The organism is Bradyrhizobium sp. Gha, assembly GCF_900113735.1.
Classification (GTDB): domain Bacteria; phylum Pseudomonadota; class Alphaproteobacteria; order Rhizobiales; family Xanthobacteraceae; genus Bradyrhizobium.
In genome coordinates this window covers 317,796-333,570 of record NZ_FOQM01000003.1, presented here as the reverse complement: position 1 = coordinate 333,570, position 15,775 = coordinate 317,796, and the positions used below count along the sequence as shown (strand labels likewise).

At 63.7% G+C, this 15,775-nt stretch carries 16 protein-coding genes and 1 pseudogene; 2 read left to right on the top strand and 15 right to left on the bottom strand.

Annotation, left to right across the window (positions count from 1 at the left end):
- Positions 1 to 297: 297 nt before the first annotated feature.
- The 4 genes from BM222_RS07310 to BM222_RS07295 form a co-directional block, all read right to left on the bottom strand.
- Entirely contained in the window at positions 298 to 906 is a 609-nt protein-coding gene (locus BM222_RS07310) for a cysteine hydrolase family protein (protein WP_092227600.1), read from the bottom strand.
- The gene (locus BM222_RS07305) at positions 903 to 1,931 is read right to left on the bottom strand and encodes an ATP-dependent DNA ligase (RefSeq protein ID WP_283810225.1); all 1,029 of its coding nucleotides are present in this window, start codon (positions 1,929 to 1,931) and stop codon (positions 903 to 905) included. Before BM222_RS07305 ends, BM222_RS07310 begins: the two co-directional genes overlap by 4 nt.
- A 30-nt stretch (positions 1,932 to 1,961) precedes the next feature.
- A complete protein-coding gene (locus BM222_RS07300; RefSeq protein WP_092227598.1) occupies positions 1,962 to 2,150 on the bottom strand; it encodes a hypothetical protein in 189 nt (62 codons plus the stop codon).
- 133 nt (positions 2,151 to 2,283) lie between these two features.
- Positions 2,284 to 3,471 (bottom strand): CaiB/BaiF CoA transferase family protein, encoded by a 1,188-nt coding sequence (locus tag BM222_RS07295; RefSeq protein ID WP_092227597.1) that lies wholly within the window; start codon positions 3,469 to 3,471, stop codon positions 2,284 to 2,286.
- A gap of 156 nt (positions 3,472 to 3,627) precedes the next feature.
- On the opposite strand from BM222_RS07295, the gene BM222_RS07290 reads away from it, so the two are divergent.
- Entirely contained in the window at positions 3,628 to 4,515 is an 888-nt protein-coding gene (locus BM222_RS07290) for a VOC family protein (RefSeq protein ID WP_092227596.1), read from the top strand.
- Positions 4,516 to 4,567: 52 nt separating this feature from the next.
- Entirely contained in the window at positions 4,568 to 5,668 is a 1,101-nt protein-coding gene (dinB, locus tag BM222_RS07285; protein WP_092227595.1) for a DNA polymerase IV, read from the top strand.
- Positions 5,669 to 5,839: 171 nt separating this feature from the next.
- Here the strand turns inward: dinB and BM222_RS07280 are convergent, their stop codons facing one another.
- The 11 genes and pseudogenes from BM222_RS07280 to BM222_RS07230 all read right to left on the bottom strand — a co-directional run bounded on the left by BM222_RS07280 (position 5,840) and on the right by BM222_RS07230 (position 15,774).
- Positions 5,840 to 6,505, bottom strand: a complete 666-nt coding sequence (locus BM222_RS07280) for a trimeric intracellular cation channel family protein (protein ID WP_092227594.1) — start codon at positions 6,503 to 6,505, stop codon at positions 5,840 to 5,842.
- Between the two features lie 60 nt (positions 6,506 to 6,565).
- Positions 6,566 to 7,816 carry a M20 family metallopeptidase gene (locus BM222_RS07275; protein ID WP_092227593.1) on the bottom strand — a complete coding sequence of 417 codons (1,251 nt, stop codon included), beginning with the start codon at positions 7,814 to 7,816 and terminating at the stop codon, positions 6,566 to 6,568.
- A gap of 383 nt (positions 7,817 to 8,199) precedes the next feature.
- On the bottom strand, positions 8,200 to 8,547 hold the full coding sequence (gene mnhG, locus BM222_RS07265) for a monovalent cation/H(+) antiporter subunit G (RefSeq protein ID WP_092227591.1): 348 nt from the start codon (positions 8,545 to 8,547) through the stop codon (positions 8,200 to 8,202).
- Positions 8,544 to 8,825 (bottom strand): K+/H+ antiporter subunit F, encoded by a 282-nt coding sequence (locus tag BM222_RS07260; RefSeq protein WP_092227590.1) that lies wholly within the window; start codon positions 8,823 to 8,825, stop codon positions 8,544 to 8,546. The genes mnhG and BM222_RS07260 overlap by 4 nt, the downstream gene beginning before the upstream one ends.
- Complete coding sequence (locus BM222_RS07255; RefSeq protein ID WP_092227589.1) at positions 8,822 to 9,310, bottom strand: Na+/H+ antiporter subunit E; 489 nt, start codon at positions 9,308 to 9,310, stop codon at positions 8,822 to 8,824. Before BM222_RS07255 ends, BM222_RS07260 begins: the two co-directional genes overlap by 4 nt.
- Positions 9,307 to 10,923 (bottom strand): monovalent cation/H+ antiporter subunit D, encoded by a 1,617-nt coding sequence (locus BM222_RS07250; RefSeq protein WP_092227588.1) that lies wholly within the window; start codon positions 10,921 to 10,923, stop codon positions 9,307 to 9,309. Before BM222_RS07250 ends, BM222_RS07255 begins: the two co-directional genes overlap by 4 nt.
- Positions 10,920 to 11,261, bottom strand: a complete 342-nt coding sequence (locus tag BM222_RS07245) for a Na+/H+ antiporter subunit C (RefSeq protein ID WP_092227587.1) — start codon at positions 11,259 to 11,261, stop codon at positions 10,920 to 10,922. Before BM222_RS07245 ends, BM222_RS07250 begins: the two co-directional genes overlap by 4 nt.
- Positions 11,261 to 14,182 carry a monovalent cation/H+ antiporter subunit A gene (locus BM222_RS07240; RefSeq protein WP_092227586.1) on the bottom strand — a complete coding sequence of 974 codons (2,922 nt, stop codon included), beginning with the start codon at positions 14,180 to 14,182 and terminating at the stop codon, positions 11,261 to 11,263. The genes BM222_RS07245 and BM222_RS07240 overlap by 1 nt, the downstream gene beginning before the upstream one ends.
- Positions 14,183 to 14,419: 237 nt before the next feature.
- Positions 14,420 to 14,764, bottom strand: coding sequence for an NYN domain-containing protein (locus BM222_RS42805; protein WP_092227585.1), 345 nt, complete (start codon positions 14,762 to 14,764; stop codon positions 14,420 to 14,422).
- 23 nt (positions 14,765 to 14,787) lie between these two features.
- Positions 14,788 to 14,941 (bottom strand): annotated as a pseudogene (locus BM222_RS43230) (cbb3-type cytochrome c oxidase subunit I); the annotation flags it as partial.
- Positions 14,942 to 15,003: 62 nt separating this feature from the next.
- A complete protein-coding gene (locus tag BM222_RS07230) occupies positions 15,004 to 15,774 on the bottom strand; it encodes an amino acid ABC transporter ATP-binding protein (protein ID WP_092227584.1) in 771 nt (256 codons plus the stop codon).
- Position 15,775 lies beyond the last annotated feature (1 nt).

Below are 15,775 nucleotides of genomic sequence, written 5' to 3'. Positions count from 1 at the left end.
GCCAGGCGCGCGCCTGCTTGTCGAGCTCTTGGCCGGCGAGCGCTTCTTCGGCGATCGCCTGACCGACGAATTCTTCTTGAGCGCGCTCTTGTTCGGAGCACCTTTGGCCGCTGGCCGCGCTTTTTTGGAATGCCGCACGTTAATCCGTTTCTGGTCGCATACAGGCGTCGAAAGGCGAGCCGGATCCATCGCGATTCGGCTGCGCCTCGTCATCCATAGGGGATTTGCCGCGCGAACGCACGTGTCCAGACTTCACATCCGAACCCCAAAACCCCCGCGGACTTGGCCGGGCACCTTCTATTCTTGCCAAAACTCCGTCAGCTCCTCCGCGGTCGCGAGATCGACCTGACCGTGGAATCGGGTGCGGTACATCGTCATGAGTGCGTCGTGGCCGACGTCGGACGAGCTGCATAGCGCGTCCTGCACGATCACGACCCTGAACCCGAGATCGACGGCGCTCAGCACCGTCGAGAGGACGCAGACATCCGTCTCCGCACCGGTGATCACCACCGTGCCGACGTTCTTTTCCATCAGCAGGCTGCGGAGGCCTGGATTGCTGAACGCGGAATAGGCCGGCTTGTCGACCACGCGGGCCGGAGGAACGTAGCGCGCGAGCGCCGGCACCAGCTCGAGCGCGGATGCCGGCAGCTGCCGGCGGGTTGCCTGCCGCCAGCGCCGAAAATAACTCTGCCACTGTCCCGGGCGATCTTCGGGATCCTGCGGCGTGATGAAGCGCGAGAAGACGGTCCTGATCTGATGGCGGGAAACGATCGAGACGATCGTCGGCAACACCCTCTCCATCCACGGCGTTTGCCAGAGGCCGCCGGGCGCAAAGATATTCTGCATGTCGACGCAGAGGTGAACGGCATCACTGATGGGGGCGATCTCCGAGGTGCTATCTCTCATCGCCCTCCACCATTCGCTGATTTCTGCGCAAGCTGATCCATGCGGCATTGCGAGGGCTTCTTGTCGGGGCGCCAGCGCACGATTTTCGTGCCGTGGCGAAACCGGCCGCCGGTGACGTGGTCATAGGAAACCTCGACGACATGAATGGGGCGCACCGGCTGCCACTCGGCCGACCGCTTCGTCGACCATCGGCTCGGACCGCCGGGCGTCTTGCCGGTAAAGCTGCTGTCGCTCGCGATGGCCTCGAACGTCTCGGTCAAGCCCGGCCGATCGGCCGTTTTGATGGCCGAGGTGAAGCCGACATGGTGCAGCAGTCCGGAATCGTCGTACAGTCCGAGCAGCAGCGAGCCGATCACCTTTCGCCTGCCCTGCTTCTTCTCGCCATACCTGAAGCCGCCGACCACGCAATCGGCCGACCGCATCAGCTTGATCTTCTGCATTCCGTCGCGCGCGCCGCCGCGATAGGCGAGATCGAGACGTTTCGCGACCACCCCGTCGTGGCCTTCTTGGACGGATTGCAGCCACTTTTTCGCACCCGCGAGGCTGCGGCTGGCCGGCGACAGCGCAAACACGCGGGAGCCCCTGAAATAGCGCCGCGCGAATTGCTCGAGTGCGGACCGTCGCTCGTCGAGCGGAAGCGCGGTGAGGTCCCTGTCCTCCGATCGCAGCAGGTCGAAAGCCATGAAACTGGCCGGCGTCTCCCCGGCCAGGCGCTTCACGCGGCTGGCCGCCGGGTGGATGCGTTGAAGCAAGGCATCGAATGAGTATCCGCCCTCGAGCTCAATGATCAGCTCCCCATCGAGGATGAACGAGCCGGCGGATAGAGCTGATGCCGCGGATGCGATTTCAGGAAAATACCGCACGAGATCGCGATCACCCTTCGACTGCATGCTGACGCGCGTGCCGTCACGGATCAGCAGGCAACGGAAGCCATCCCATTTCGGCTCGTATTGCCATTGCGTCCCGCGGGGAAGCTCGGCGACGGACTCGGCTTCCATCAACTCCATGTTCGACACTCGAGGCAGGCTTGAAACGTCAACGCGCGGTCGCCTCTCTCAGGACGGCTTGGCGGGATGGGCGGTCCGCGGATGGCGATCATGCAGCAGCCGCGCAAGGGCTTCGCGATCGGAGGCGCGGCCTTTCATGGCCGTCTCGAACAGCGCCTCCTGGACCTCGCGCGGCATATCGCCCCAGACCTCCATGGCCGCGCGGCCCAGCAATTCGGCAAAGCGGTCGTCGGCCATGTCGATACTCCCTGTCCGCGCGCGCGCGCCCCGAGAGTAGGAACGGCAAGCGGCCGCCTGTGTTCCATCGCTTATCGGGCGATCGACGGACAGAGCGGCATTGGCGGGTCCGCAAGCGGCGCCGCTCGTGCGGCTAGATGATGCCGCTCCGCCGGAGCGCCGCGATCGCCGCCTTGTCGTAGCCGAGTTCCGCCAGGATGGAATCGGTGTGCTCGCCGAGCGTCGGCGGACGCGATGCGATCTCGCCCGGCGTTTCCGACAGGCGGATCGCAGCGCGGGCGACGGGCGCCTGTTTCGGCAGACCGGGATAGTCGACGTCCTGGAGGAAGCCGGCGGCGCGAACGTGCGGATGATCGAGCGCCTGCTGCGGGCTCAGAACAGGCCCGGTCGGAATCATGGCCTTGCCGAGCGTGTCGACCGCCTCCTGCGTGCTGCGCTCGGCGCACCAGCGTGCCATCCGCTCGCTGATGACAGGGCCATTGTTGCCGCGGCTGATGTCGTCGGCAAAGCGGGGATCGTTCAGCCACATCTCCTCCTCGCCCATCAGCCTGGCCCAGCGCTTGAACAGAGGATGGCCGGTGACCTGGCACAAGACCCAGCCATCTTTGGTGCGGTAGATATCCGCAGGCGCCGCAGTCTGGCCGAGATTGCCGGTCGGGACACGATTGACGTTGATGACGGCCTGCTCGATCAGCGTCGCATTGGTGAAGGACAAAGCGGTCGCCAGCAACGCGCCCTCGACGATCTGCCCGCGGCCGGATTTGCCGCGCTCGATCAGGGCCGCGAGCGTTCCGAACGCGCAATGCAGCGCGGTGCCGAAATCGACCCAGTTCACCGCCGCACGGTAAGGCGGGTCGCCGGCACCGGTCATGTAGACCGAGCCCGACATGACCTGGCCGACGCCATCGAAGCCGACGCGATCGGACCAGGGGCCCGGACCGCCGAACGCGGTGGCGGTGGTCAGGATGATGTCCGGCTTGATCGCCCTCAGCGAGTCGTAATCGAGCTTCATCGCGTGAAGCGTCTGCGGCGGCAGATTGGCGACGACGACATCGGCGGTCGCCACCAGCTTGCGCATCACCTCCTGGCCCTCCGCCTTCATCGGATCGAGCGTGATGCACTTCTTGTTGCGGTTGACCTGGAGGAACAGGGCGCCCTCGCCGCCTTCACCGACCGGCGCCACGAAGCGATCCTCGCTGCCGTCGCGCTTTTCGACCCTGATAACCTCGGCGCCGAACTCGGCCAGCAAGGTCGCGCAATACGGCCCCGCGATATAGCGCCCGAAATCAAGGACGCGCACGCCCTGCAGGACTCCCCCCATCGACCTCATTCCCTGTCTGTTTCTGCCGAGATTACAGGGAATGGCTGCGACGGCAAGGTGGCCCGCCCACGAGATGTGATCGGCCTAATGTTTCGGCTGGCGGAAATTCTGCTCTAGTATGGCGCGAGCAGTCCCTCCAGCGAGAAGCGCACAGCCATGCCGCAACGATTCGATCGATCCGCAGAAGATCTCGGCAACGCCATCCATTTCGAGCACGTCAACATCACCGTTCCGGACCAGCGCCTCGCCACGCTGTTCTACGTCACCGGACTCGGGCTGACGCGCGATCCCTATCTGATGGTGTCGGACACCAACATGTGGGTCAACGCTGGCCGGAGCCAGTTTCATCTGCCCCAGGGCAAGCCGCAGGTGCTGCGCGGCCATACCGGGCTCGTCATCGAGGGCCGCGAAGCGCTGCTGGCGCGGCTGGCTTCAGTCAAGAGCAAGCTCGAAGGCACAGCCTTCGCGTATGCCGAGCAGAACGATTACGTCGAAGCAGTCTGTCCCTGGGGCAACCGCATCCGCGTCCATGAGCCCGATGCGGCGCGCTTCGGACGCATCGCGCTCGGCATCCCCTATGTCGAGTTCGACGTACCGCCCGGATCGGCGCGGGCGATCTGCGCCTTCTATCCTGAGATCATGGGCATGCCCGCGCGCCTTCGGAACGGTGACGGCAAGGTTGCGGCGGTGCAGACCGGCCGCGACCAGCATCTCCTGTTCCGCGAGACCGATCGGCCACAGCCCGATTACGATGGGCATCATGTGCAGATGTACATCACCGATTTCTCCGGCCCCTATCGCAAGCTGCTGGCGCGCGACCTGATCTCGCGCGAGGACAATCAATATCAATACCGCTTCTGCGACATCGTCGATCTCGACAGCGGCAAGCCTCTGTTCACGGTCGAGCACGAGGTGCGCAGCGCGACGCACCCGATGTTCATGCGGCCGATGGTCAATCGCAATCCTGCGGTCAACAACCGCAACTATGCCTATGGCCACGATCAAGCATCATGGGCGATGGGGCCGGATCAATACGAGGGGTAGCTGTCCCATAGGCGACCTCGCGATTCTCGCGGCCCGATTGTAATATCCGCCCATGAGAGTCACCGAGACCGTGGAAGGCGAGGCAGCGCGCGTTCGCAAGATCATCCATATCGACATGGATGCCTTCTACGCGTCGGTGGAACAACGCGATCATCCGGAGCTGCGCGGCAAGCCGGTCGCCGTCGGCGGCTCGGCCGAGCGCGGCGTGGTCGCGGCGGCGAGCTATGAAGCGCGCAAATTCGGCGTTCGGTCCGCGATGCCGTCGGTCACCGCGAAACGGCAATGTCCCGACCTGATCTTCGTGAAGCCGCGCTTCGAAATCTACAAGGCGATCAGCCGGCAGATCCGCGAGATTTTCGCCGAGCACACCGAGATCATCGAGCCGCTGTCCCTCGACGAGGCCTATCTCGACGTGACGGAGAACCTGCAGGGCATTCCCCTCGCCCGCGATATCGCGCTGCGGATTCGCGAGAAGATCAAGGCCGAGACCGGCCTCAACGCGTCGGCGGGCGTCTCCTACAACAAGTTCCTGGCCAAGCTCGCCTCCGATCACCGCAAGCCAAACGGCCAGTTCGTGATCGCGCCCGAGATGGGAGCCGCCTTCGTCGAGACGCTGCCCGTCGGCAAATTCCATGGGATCGGACCGGCGACGAGCGCGAAGATGAACGCGCTCGGCCTGTTTACCGGTCTCGACATCCGCAACCAGACGCTGGAGTTCATGAACGCGAATTTCGGCAAGTCGGGCGCCTATTACTACTGGATCTCCCGGGGCGTCGACGAACGGCCGGTGCGGGCCAACCGGATCCGCAAATCCATCGGCGCGGAGACCACGTTCTCGACCGACCTCGACGACTTCGACGCGCTGGTCGTCAAGCTCAGTCCTCTCGTCGACAAGGTCTGGCGCCATTGCGAGACATCAGGCAGCCGTGGCCGCACCATCACCTTGAAGATCAAGTTCGCCGATTTCGAGATCATCACGCGCAGCAGGTCCGTGCCTGCACCGGTCGGAGGCCGGGACGAGTTGGAGCGCCTCGCCTGCGGCCTGCTCGAAATCGAGATGCCGTTGCCGAAGCGGGTCAGGCTCCTGGGGGTGTCGCTGTCGTCCCTGCAGGTCGGAGACGATGCCGAGCCGCAACTCACCTTCGGCATTTGAGCGAGACCGAGGCGCCAGGCGCAATCGTGCTGCATCGGCAGAACTGCCTTCGATGTGGTTCGAGTCATAGTGCAATGGAGCTATGACACCGGCACGTTTGCGTGGCGAACGTACCCTACTTGGCCGGCGGCCGTAGCGGGCTGTCCGCCCAGACACCGCCAGCGATGCCGTCTAGCGACGCCCCGCAGCCTTCGAGTCTTCCTTCTGGATCTCGACGTCCTGCCGTTCGACTCCTTTCGCGACCGGAAGCTGCCAACCACGTCTGATCGCCAAGACCCGAAGCAGGAAGCAGGAAATAAGCGCGAATGTCGTCACCGCGGCGACCGGCAGCTGCAGCATCTGGCCGATCACCACGATGGCAGCCGCCACTAGCGCCGCGACCGCGTAGAGGTCGGCGCGCAGCACGGTCGGTATCTCGGCGAGCAGCACGTCGCGCACCATGCCTCCGCCGATCCCCGTAACCATTCCAAGCACCGTAGCCATCACCGGATTGAGCCCAAACGACAGCGCCTTCGAGGAGCCTGTGACGGCAAACAGGGCGAGTCCCGCCGCATCGAAATACAGAACCGCGTTCGACATCCGCACGATGAGGGGTGAGAAGTAAAAGGTGATGCCCCCCGCCAGGAGCGAGACGCCGAGATAGCGCCAGTCGCCGACTGCTCCGGGAGGCACCGCGCCGATCATGAGGTCTCGGGTGATACCTCCCGAATTCCCCGCGGCGAAAGACAGGACCATGACCCCGAACAGGTCCAGACCGCGCTTGGTGCCCGCCAATGCCCCGCTCAATGCGAAGACGAAGGTCCCGGTCAGGTCGAGCACGATCGGCAGCTTGTCCATCACTCGGCTTTCCTTGCCTTAACCCTCAGGGCGCGAGCGCGGTCGGGCGCTTAGCATTCACTATGTCGGAAGCCAAGCGCGGGCCGCAACGACCAGCGCTTCGACGCCGGTCCGCAGTGTCGGATGCAGAACGGGCGCGAATTTCGGACTGTGGTTCACCGGAAGTTCATTTATCCTGTTCGACTTCTTGGCCTTCGCGTAGATTTCGGGATCGGTGCCGCCGACGAACCAGAAGACCGAGGGCACGTGCCATTCTGACCCAAACGAGCCGAAGTCCTCGCTGGCAGGGGCCGGCCCTGTCGCCCGGACACGATCGGCGCCAAAGTGTCCCCGGAATGCGACCACTACCCTGCTGGTGGCGTCCTGGTCGTTCACGTTCAGAGGGTACCGATCGATGGTCGTGATCTCCGGCGGCCGCGGCGCACCAGAAGCGGCTGCTTCGGCATTGACGATTCGCTCGATGGCAGCCAGCATCCGTGAGCGCACGCCGGCATCGAAGGTCCGGACGTTGAGCTTTATGATGGCCTCGTCTGGGATGACGTTTTCCTTGGTACCTGCCTGCAGGACGCCTACCGTCAGCACCGCAGCGTCCGCGGCGGCCAATTCGCGCGATACGATGGTTTGCAGCCTCAGCACGGTCGATGCCGCCATCACGACCGGATCAATGCTGGCCTGCGGCATCGAGCCGTGCGCGCCTCGTCCGAACAGGCGTATCTGCAAGCTGTCCGCCGCCGACGTGATCGCGCCGGCGCGGCCCGCGACCGTCCCGGAAGGACCAACCATGACATGCTGGCCCAGGATGACATCCGGTTTCGAAAAGCGCTTGAACAGACCGTCGGCAATCATGGCTTGCGCGCCTTCGCCCGTCTCCTCCGCGGGCTGGAAAACCGCCATGAGCGTGCCCCGCCAAGAGGTCTTGGCTTCCGCCATCAGTTTGGCGGCTCCCGCGAGCCAGGTGACGTGCATGTCGTGGCCGCACATGTGGGACACCGGCACCGTATTGCCCTCCTTGTCCGTGGCCGTCGCGTTGCTCGCGTAAGCAAGGCCGGTCGCCTCTTGGATCGGAAGCGCGTCCATGTCGGCGCGCAACATGACCGTGGGTCCCTCACCGTTTCGGAGAAGTCCAACGACACCGGTTTTACCTAAACCGGTCGTCACTTCGTAGCCGGCGGCGCGAAGCCGGTCTGCCGCCAATCCCGCGGTGCGAGTTTCCTGCATTGAGAGCTCTGGATGCGAGTGTACATCCTTATAGAGAGCTTCCAGATCGGGAAGCATTCCGTCCAGGGTTTGCAGAGCCTTGGTCTCGCTCATGGTTCCGATCCTTGTGAGATTTCGCCCAGTCGTAGCTTACCGCGGGCCGCGACAGTCCATGTCCCTTTTCCGTTACCGCTTGGTGTTGGCTACGATCCACGCTCCAAAACTGCTGCAGGAAATTGCGCGTCCCATCGTTGACGAGTTGCCATCGGCGTCGAGGATCCTCTGTTTGGAATGCCGCAGAGCTTCGAGCGACATCCGCAAGCTCGGGCCGCCGGCGAGGGCCGACGATCGGTGGCTGAAGTCGCGGCGAACGTGCACGCCGTTCAGCATCATGCTACAATGGACCTAAGTTTGCGCCGCGGAAGATCAATTGCGACATTCAGCCGGCCTTGCGCGGCAGCGCACCGTCTGGAACCGGCGCGTGAGCAGCTGCCGGCCTACTTGTCCTGTGGCTCCGCCGGCTGTGCCCGTTCGGCGGTGTCACGAAAGCGGGCTGCGCCGACGAGAATGGTCAGCGCGATCGGCGTGGTCACGATGCCCAGTACGACGATCAGGATTTCGTGCAGCACCGCTCTTGTCTGCAGAACCGAGAAGCAGATCATCGAAGCGGCGGCGATGAAGACAGTGCCGAGCGTCGTTCCGAGCGTCGGCGCATGGACCCGCTCGTAGAAGGTGCCGAGCCGCAAAAGGCCCAGCGAGCCGATCAGCGTGACGGCAGCGCCGGTCAACAGGAATACCGCTGTGAGGACGGCAGCCCAAGGCGGCAAGTGCTCGATGCCCTTCATTCGATCAACTCCCCGCGAAGCAGGAACTTGGCGAGCGCAACCGTCCCGACGAATCCGAACAGGCCCATGGCCAAGGCAGCCTCGAAATAGAGCGCCTCGCCGGTTCGAATCCCAACCGTCAGAAGCAACAACATCGCGTTGACGGACAACGTGTCGAAACCGAGAACGCGATCCTGCGCGCGCGGTCCTAGGAAGATGCGCAAAGCGCCGCAGCCGATCGCCAATTCCAGCAACGCTTGCGCGACAACGAGCGAGTAGGTCAGCATGAGCTGGCTCATTCGAATATCTCCAGCAGATGACGTTCGTAGCGGTCCCTGATCGTACGGACCCACTCCTCTTCATCGACGAGGTCCAGCACGTGGATGGTCAGCGCCCCTCTTTGGGCGTCGAAATTCACCCACAGAGTCCCTGGGGTCGACGTAATGATGCAGGCGAGCGAGGCCAGTCCGTACGGGTTGCGTATGTCGAGGGGAATCTCCACAAAGCCCGGCCTGCGCTGTCGGCGCCCAAAACCGAGAACAATTCGCCCTACCGCCAGGTTCGAGCGGACGATGTCCATCGTAACCAGCCCGAGCAACCGCAGAATGACGCCGGGTCGCCTGACCCGCACGGGCGGCAATTCCAAGACGGTCAGGATCCGTCCGCCGACAAGCGCGACCACGCAGCCAAGCAGGATGTGCCCGAAGCTGACCGCTTGATTGAGCAGCAGCCACAGCGCGAGCAGGCAGACGCTGACGATGGGAAAGGGCAGCAAGCGTGTCATTTGCCCTCCGCTTGTCGGCTGCTGGCGCCGGTGTCCAGGACGTCGCTGATGTAGTCCGCCGGCGAGTGGAGGGAATGCGCCGCGGCCTGCATGAAGCGGATCACCGGACCGGCCCAGACGGTTTGCGCAGCACAGATGAACAGCAGGAACATGATCGGCGCCATCTCGATCAGGCGCACGCGCGGCACAGTGCGATCGGGCGAGGCCCAGAAGATCCGAATCCCCGCGCGTGCCATCGCGACCAAGGTCGCGATGCCCGAGAGGATCAGCACCGCGAGGAGAGCCCATCCGCTGCCGGGAATGGCCCCTCCCGGCTGATCGGCCGGATGCAGCGCCGCCGCGAGCAGCGCGAATTTGGCGATAAATCCGGACAGCGGCGGCAAGCCGGCGATGACCAGCGCACAGCCGATGAAAGCGACGCCGAGCAATCCCATGGTGGCCACGATAGCGGTGCCGACGTCCTCCTCGACTTCGTCCCTCTCGTCCTCCTCTCCATAGGCTTCCCGCGTGACGGCGATCATGTCCGCTCCGGGTTCTCGTCCGCGCTCGATCAGCTCGACGAGGAGGAAGAAGGCGCTGATGCCGAGCGTCGAGCTGACCAGGTAGAAGAGCGCGCCACTGGTGACGCCGACCTGTCCCATCCCGGTGGCGGCGAGCACCGTTCCAGAGGATATCAGCACCGAGAAACCGCCGAGTCGGGCGGTGTCTTGCGAGGCCAGTGTGCCGATGGCTCCGAACAGGATCGTCGCCAAGCCGGCCAACAACAAGAACTCCCTGCCAAAGCCGGCCGATGCGCCGGCGTCCTCGCCGAACAGCAAAAGCGACAGGCGCAGCACGATATAGACGCCGACCTTCGTCATAATCGCGAAGATCGACGCCACTGGCGGACTTGCGGCGGCGTAGGCGGTCGGCAGCCAGAAGTTCAAAGGCCACATTCCCGCCTTGAGCAGGAAGGCAACCGCGAGCACGCCCGCACCTGCTTCGAGCAAGCCGCGGCTCTCGGCGCCGACCGCCGGCACGCGTGCCGCGAGATCCGCCATGTTGAGCGTTCCGGTCACGCCGTAGATCAGGCTGACCCCGATCAGAAACAACAGCGAAGCGGCGAGGTTGACGACGATGTAATGCAGCCCTGCCTTCACCCGTGCAAGGCCGGATCCGTGCAGCAGAAGGCCGTATGATGCCGCCAGCAGCAACTCGAAGAACACGAACAGGTTGAAGAGATCGCCCGTGAGGAAGGCGCCGTCGAGGCCCATCAGCAGGAATTGAAACAGCGAATGGAAATGCGCGCCTGCGCGGTGCCAGCGTGCAAGCGAGTACACAACCGAGGCCAGCGCGAGGATATTGGTCAGCAGCAGCATGAGAGCCGACAGCCGGTCGAGAACGAGGACAATTCCGAACGGCGCGGGCCAATTGCCCAGACGATAGACGTCCCTTGTGCCGGCATCGGAGATTCCGAGCAGGATCGTGGCGATGCAAACGAGGGCAACGGTTGCGCCGACGTTGAGGCTGGCGACGATCGGGCGGTGCCTCTCTCCGTTGAGCAGCAGCATGCAGGCACCTGCCAGCAGGGGCAGCAGGATCGGAGCAATGATCAAACTAGAGGCGCCGCTCACGCTTCCGGCTCCTGGCCGTCGACATGATCGGTCCGGGCCAGGCCGCGGGATGCCAGCAGCACCACGAGGAAGAGCGCGGTGGTCGCGAAACTGATGACGATTGCAGTCAGTACCAGCGCCTGTGGGAGCGGATCGGCATACCGCGCAGGATCTCCGGCCTCCTTTGCAATGAGCACCGGAGCCCCCGTCCGCACTCGCCCCATGGCCACGATGAACAGATTAACCGCGTAGGAAAGCAACGACAGCCCGATGATAACCTGAAAGGTGCGCGGCCTGAGGATCAGCCAAACGCCTGACGCGGCAAGCGTTCCGATACCGATTGCCAGCACGAACTCCATCAGACCAGTTCCTCCCTCGATGGCTCACTGGCCAAGCCTCGGCCGCTCTGAGGCGGAACTGCGTAGCGACGCCGCGATTGATGCGCGATCGCGATGAGCATCAGCACCGTGGCGCCGATCACGAGTGAGAACACGCCGACGTCGAAAAGGAATGCGCTCGCCGTGGGGACGAGGCCGACCAGCGGCAGCTCGGCATACGCAAAGTACGAGGTCAGGAACGGATATCCGAAAACGCAGGCGGCGGCTCCCGTGCAGGCGGCGAGCAGAAGCCCGATCCCCATCCAGCGTACCGGCATGACGCGCAGACGAGCTTCCACCCATGTCGTGCCGCGGGCCATGTATTGCAGGATGAACGCGGTCGCCATGGCGACGCCGGCCACGAAGCCTCCACCCGGAAGATCGTGCCCGCGCAACAGCAGGAAGACCGCCACGACACCGATCACGGGAAACATCAGCCTCATCATCAGCGTTGCCGTCTCCGTCGTATCCTTGGCGGTGTCACCCTTCTGTCGGTCGGGATGCGCCTCGTCGTGGCTGTCCTGGGCGTGCTGCTGTTCGGGCACGGGGATGCTCTCCGGCGCCGGACGGAAGCGGCGCAACAGCGCGTAGACGGTGAGCGCAACGACGGCGAGAACCGTGATCTCACCCATTGTGTCGAATCCGCGGAAGTCCACCAGGATGACGTTGACCACGTTGGTTCCGCCAGCTTTGGTATAGGCGTTTTCGACGAAGTAGCGCGAAATGCTGTTCGTATCGGGATGCTGCAGGGCTGCAAACGCGAGCGTCGCCAATCCGATGCCGACGGAGAGCGCGATCGCGAAGTCACGCACGCGGTGCCATCGAATCCTGCCGGCCGGCGCTTCCGCCCCGGCCGGTGCGATACGTTTCGGCAACCACCGCAAGCCGAGTAGCAGGAGCACCGTCGTGACCGTCTCGACGACGATCTGCGTCAGGGCCACGTCGGGAGCCGACAGCCACACGAAGGTGATGCAGGTCACGAGACCGGCAGACCCGAGCATGATCAGCGCGACGACGCGATGAAATTTGGCCTGGATCGCGGCGCCGACCGCGCAGGCGGCGCCGACCGTCCAAAGCAAAGCGAACGCAAGGTCAAATGTAGTCCGCAGGGGATCCGCCAGCGGGACGCCCCGCGAATAGAGCGGCAGCAAGGCGGCGAGGAACGCCGCACCGGCCAGGACTCTCAATTGTGGCTGGAGACGTCTCGTTCCGAGCTTGCTCTCGAGCCAGCGTGCAAGACGCCAGGACAGCGTCACCATCGTCCAGTCGAAGATCTGCTTCCCGCTGAACCGGCCGAGCAGAGGCGGCCCCTCGTGAACGAGAAGGTAGGAGCGCAGCATCACATAGACGCCGACGCCACCAACCATCGCAAGGCCGCTCATCAGCAATTCGGGCGTGAAGCCGTGCCAGATCCTGAGACTGTACTCCGGCATGTTCGAACCGAGCACGGCGCCAGCGGCGGTATCGAGCACCGGTGCAACGGTCAACGCCGGGGCGATGCCCACCACGACGCATGCAAGCACGAGAAGCTCGGCTGGAAGCCGCATCAGGAGGGGCGGCTCGTGAGGCGTGCGCGGAAGGCCGACAGCGGCGGGACCGAAGAACACGTCGCGAATGAAGCGGAGAGAATAGGCAACGGTGAAAGTGCTTGCCGCGGTGACGATGTAGGGAAGCGCCTGATCGACGAATGAATTGTCATGGACTTCGATTGTCTCGGCGAAGAACATCTCTTTCGAGAGGAAGCCATTCAGCAGCGGCACGCCGGCCATCGAGCCGGCCGCAACCATGGCCAGCGTCGCGGTGATCGGCATGAACGCGTAGAGACCGCTCAAACGCCTGATGTCGCGCGTGCCGGTTTCGTGGTCGATGATGCCCGCAGCCATGAACAGCGAGGCCTTGAAGGTGGCATGGTTCATGATGTGAAAGATCGCTGCGATCTGCCCGAACGGCGTGTCCAGTCCAGTCAAGAGTGTGATCAAGCCGAGATGGCTGATGGTCGAGTAAGCCAGCAGCCCCTTGAGATCCTGCTGGAATACCGCGAGAAACGCGCCCAGCAGAAAGGTAATCAGACCGGCCGATCCCACCAGCCACAGCCATTCGTTCGATCCGCCGAGGGCGGGCCAGAGCCTGACCAAGAGAAACACACCCGCCTTCACCATCGTTGCCGAGTGCAGATAAGCGGATACGGGAGTTGGAGCCGCCATCGCGTGCGGCAGCCAAAAATGGAAGGGAAATTGGGCGCTCTTGGTCAGGGCACCGAGCAGGATCAGCACGAGCGCGGGAACATAGAGCGGATGCGAACGGATCGCCTGTCCTGACGCCATTACCTTGTCCAGGTCGTAGCTGCCGACGATGTGGCCGATCAGCAAGACGCCGGCGAAGAGGCAGAGCCCGCCGCCCGAGGTGATCACCAGCGCCATCCGAGCGCCGTCACGCGCAGTCGAATTGTGATGCCAGTAGCTGATCAGCAGGAACGAAAACAGGCTGGTCAGCTCCCAGAAGAAAACGAGCTGGAGCAGATTGCCGGAGAGCACGATCCCCAGCATCGCCCCCATGAAGGCGAGCAGGAGAGAAAAGAACCGCGGAACGGGATCGCTGGGCGACATGTAATAGCGGGCGTACAGCACCACCAGAAATCCGATGCCGGTGACCAACATGGCGAACGCCCAGGCGAAGCCATCGAGTCTTAGCGCGAACGAAAGCCCAAGTTCGGCAACCCACTCCGTGCGCCAGCCGACGACCCCGCCGTGCGTCACGCTGGGATAGGCCACAGCAATGATGCAAAAGGCTGCAAGTGCAACTCCTCCGGCGAGCCATGCCGCAGCATTGCGCGCATGGGCCCGCAGGAGCGCCGCAATGAAGCTCCCGACGAAGGGAAGGACGAGAACGGCAAGGAGGAACATGCCTTCGCTGCCCCGGCTGCTAGATGGAGTTTTCGCGACCCAGCTTGCTTAGCCGAGACAGACGCACATCGCCACTGTAAGGTTGGCGCCGTTGTGCGAGGTCGACCGTGCCCCGGGGCCAGCCGCCGGCACTCGTTCACAATCGAACGGTTCAGATCCAATGGGGGAAAGAGCCGACCAAGGCAGCAATCGCGGCCGCAAGAGCGCCAAAAACCGCGTACAATCCGCAGAGCGCGATCACCCGCCAGCCGAAAGGAAAACTTCATCCACTCGCGGGGCGATCTCGAGCGCGTCAATGGCAAGGTCTATACCAATGCCGCGTCTCGACCTCCTGGTCTCATCCTCATGGCGCTTGATCAACTTCGTGCGGACGGTGAACCGATTGACCTCGAGCCAGTCAGTGAGACGCTGAACGCCGCCGGCCGCGCTCTCTCTTGTCGCCAAGTAGAAGTAAGAACGGACTGTGACTCCGGATTTTTCGAATTCCAGCAGCAATCTTGTGTAATCGATCTCGTAGCCAAGGTTTCTCGCTGTTCGATCCAGATTGGCTCCATCGATGAAGAGCGCTCTTCGTCCTGTCATGCCTCTTGCTTTCGCGGCGATCTGAATCCGACTGCCCACAGCATCGGCGTCCGAAAGGTTATTGGGCCGCCCCACATCGTCGCTATCCAGGAAAAGATCTTAATGCCCCGTCGGCACAGCGATAACCATGCTGAGCAAGGCGAAATACGCCTGCGCGCTGCTGGACATGCCGACGGTCGCGACACAACGGATGTGGAGGCCGGCTCCATAGCGCTTGAGAGCCATGCTGTATGTAGTTGTCAGTTGAAGCGGGAGGATTGGAGAAATGCGGCGAGGCGCTCGGTCTTCGGCGCGGCGAACATCTCGCGCGGGTTCCCCTCCTCGCCGATGCGCCCGCCGTTCATGAAGATGACGCGGCTCGACACCTCGTAGGCGAAACGCATTTCGTGGGTGACGAGAAGCATGGTCATGCCGTCCTCGGCGAGCGAGCGCACCACCTGCAGGACCTCCGCCACGAGTTCAGGGTCGAGCGCCGAGGTCACCTCATCGAACAGCATCAGGCGCGGGCTCATGGCGATGGCGCGCGCGATGGCCACGCGCTGCTGCTGGCCGCCGGAGAGCTTGGCGGGGTAGTGGTCCTTGCGCTGGAGGAGACCGACGCGGTCGAGCCAGTTTTCGCCGAGGGCCCGCGCCTCCTCGCGGCCCATCTTGCGCACGAGCGTCAGGCCGAGCGTGACGTTCTCCAGCGCCGTCATGTGCGGGAACAGGTTGAACTGCTGGAAGGCCATGCCGGTGAGCGCGCGCTGGCGGGCGATCTCCTTCTCGGCCTTGCGCTTGCGCTGGCCGCCGGCGGTGGAATAGCCGATCTCCTCGCCGTCGATGCGGATCGTGCCGCCCTCGAACTCCTCCAGCATGTTGACGCAGCGCAGAATCGTGGTCTTGCCGGAGCCCGACGAGCCGATGATCGAGATCACCTCGCCAGCCCGTACGTCGCAGTCGACGCCCTTGAGCACCTCGACCGGACCGTAGCTTTTGTGCAGGTCCCGGATTTCCAGAAGGTTCGCGGTCATG